Annotated in this window: 1 rRNA gene; it reads right to left on the minus strand. The window is 51.1% G+C overall.

Going from position 1 to position 3085, the window contains the following annotated elements:
• Window positions 1-19: 19 nt before the first annotated feature.
• A 23S ribosomal RNA gene (locus AC07VO_RS29830) occupies window positions 20-2916 on the minus strand.
• Between the last annotated feature and the right edge of the window lie 169 nt (window positions 2917-3085).

The following is a 3085-nucleotide window of genomic DNA, read 5'->3' on the forward strand; positions in this document are numbered from 1 at the left end:
CAAATTGCTTGGGTGTTATATGGTCAAGCCTCACGGGCAATTAGTATTGGTTAGCTCAACGCCTCACAGCGCTTACACACCCAACCTATCAACGTCGTAGTCTTCGACGGCCCTTCAGGGGACTCAAGGTCCCAGTGAGATCTCATCTTGAGGCTAGTTTCCCGCTTAGATGCTTTCAGCGGTTATCTATTCCGAACATAGCTACCCGGCAATGCCACTGGCGTGACAACCGGAACACCAGAGGTTCGTCCACTCCGGTCCTCTCGTACTAGGAGCAGCCCCTCTCAAATCTCAAACGTCCACGGCAGATAGGGACCGAACTGTCTCACGACGTTCTAAACCCAGCTCGCGTACCACTTTAAATGGCGAACAGCCATACCCTTGGGACCGGCTTCAGCCCCAGGATGTGATGAGCCGACATCGAGGTGCCAAACACCGCCGTCGATATGAACTCTTGGGCGGTATCAGCCTGTTATCCCCGGAGTACCTTTTATCCGTTGAGCGATGGCCCTTCCATACAGAACCACCGGATCACTAAGACCTACTTTCGTACCTGCTCGACGTGTCTGTCTCGCAGTCAAGCGCGCTTTTGCCTTTATACTCTACGACCGATTTCCGACCGGTCTGAGCGCACCTTCGTACTCCTCCGTTACTCTTTAGGAGGAGACCGCCCCAGTCAAACTACCCACCATACACTGTCCTCGATCCGGATAACGGACCTGAGTTAGAACCTCAAAGTTGCCAGGGTGGTATTTCAAGGATGGCTCCACGCGAACTGGCGTCCACGCTTCAAAGCCTCCCACCTATCCTACACAAGCAAATTCAAAGTCCAGTGCAAAGCTATAGTAAAGGTTCACGGGGTCTTTCCGTCTAGCCGCGGATACACTGCATCTTCACAGCGATTTCAATTTCACTGAGTCTCGGGTGGAGACAGCGCCGCCATCGTTACGCCATTCGTGCAGGTCGGAACTTACCCGACAAGGAATTTCGCTACCTTAGGACCGTTATAGTTACGGCCGCCGTTTACCGGGGCTTCGATCAAGAGCTTCGCGTTAGCTAACCCCATCAATTAACCTTCCGGCACCGGGCAGGCGTCACACCCTATACGTCCACTTTCGTGTTTGCAGAGTGCTGTGTTTTTAATAAACAGTCGCAGCGGCCTGGTATCTTCGACCGGCGTGGGCTTACGCAGCTCAGTAAATGCTTCACCCTCACCGGCGCACCTTCTCCCGAAGTTACGGTGCCATTTTGCCTAGTTCCTTCACCCGAGTTCTCTCAAGCGCCTTGGTATTCTCTACCCAACCACCTGTGTCGGTTTGGGGTACGGTTCCTGGTTACCTGAAGCTTAGAAGCTTTTCTTGGAAGCATGGCATCAACCACTTCGTGTTCTAAAAGAACACTCGTCATCAGCTCTCGGCCTTAGAATCCCGGATTTACCTAAGATTCCAGCCTACCACCTTAAACTTGGACAACCAACGCCAAGCTGGCCTAGCCTTCTCCGTCCCTCCATCGCAATAACCAGAAGTACAGGAATATTAACCTGTTTTCCATCGACTACGCTTTTCAGCCTCGCCTTAGGGACCGACTAACCCTGCGTCGATTAACGTTGCGCAGGAAACCTTGGTCTTTCGGCGTGGGTGTTTTTCACACCCATTGTCGTTACTCATGTCAGCATTCGCACTTCTGATACCTCCAGCAAGCTTCTCAACTCACCTTCACAGGCTTACAGAACGCTCCTCTACCGCATCACCTAAGTGATACCCGTAGCTTCGGTGTATGGTTTGAGCCCCGTTACATCTTCCGCGCAGGCCGACTCGACTAGTGAGCTATTACGCTTTCTTTAAAGGGTGGCTGCTTCTAAGCCAACCTCCTAGCTGTCTAAGCCTTCCCACATCGTTTCCCACTTAACCATAACTTTGGGACCTTAGCTGACGGTCTGGGTTGTTTCCCTTTTCACGACGGACGTTAGCACCCGCCGTGTGTCTCCCATGCTCGGCACTTGTAGGTATTCGGAGTTTGCATCGGTTTGGTAAGTCGGGATGACCCCCTAGCCGAAACAGTGCTCTACCCCCTACAGTGATACATGAGGCGCTACCTAAATAGCTTTCGAGGAGAACCAGCTATCTCCGAGCTTGATTAGCCTTTCACTCCGATCCACAGGTCATCCGCTAACTTTTCAACGGTAGTCGGTTCGGTCCTCCAGTCAGTGTTACCTAACCTTCAACCTGCCCATGGATAGATCGCCCGGTTTCGGGTCTATTCCCAGCGACTAGACGCCCTATTAAGACTCGCTTTCGCTACGCCTCCCCTATTCGGTTAAGCTCGCCACTGAAAATAAGTCGCTGACCCATTATACAAAAGGTACGCAGTCACCCAACAAAGTGGGCTCCCACTGCTTGTACGCATACGGTTTCAGGATCTATTTCACTCCCCTCTCCGGGGTTCTTTTCGCCTTTCCCTCACGGTACTAGTTCACTATCGGTCAGTCAGTAGTATTTAGCCTTGGAGGATGGTCCCCCCATATTCAGACAAAGTTTCTCGTGCTCCGTCCTACTCGATTTCATTGACAAGAGATTTTCGCGTACAGGGCTATCACCCACTATGGCCGCACTTTCCAGAGCGTTCCGCTAATCTCAAATCAACTTAAGGGCTAGTCCCCGTTCGCTCGCCACTACTAAGGGAATCTCGGTTGATTTCTTTTCCTCAGGGTACTTAGATGTTTCAGTTCCCCTGGTTCGCCTCTTGCACCTATGTATTCAGTACAAGATAACCATCTTATGATGGCTGGGTTCCCCCATTCAGACATCTCCGGATCAAAGTCTGTTTGCCGACTCCCCGAAGCTTTTCGCAGGCTACCACGTCTTTCATCGCCTCTGACTGCCAAGGCATCCACCGTATGCGCTTCTTCACTTGACCATATAACCCCAAGCAATCTGGTTATACTGTGAAGACGACATTCGCCGAAAATTCGCATGCTCAATTAAGAGCAACTCACAAATTTTACCTTAGCCTGATCCGTTACCAGTGAAAGTAACGTTCAGTCTATCTTTCTATCACATACCCAAATTTTTAAAGAACGATCTAG

It is taken from the genome of Pseudomonas sp. GW821-FHT03E01, from assembly GCF_059420765.1.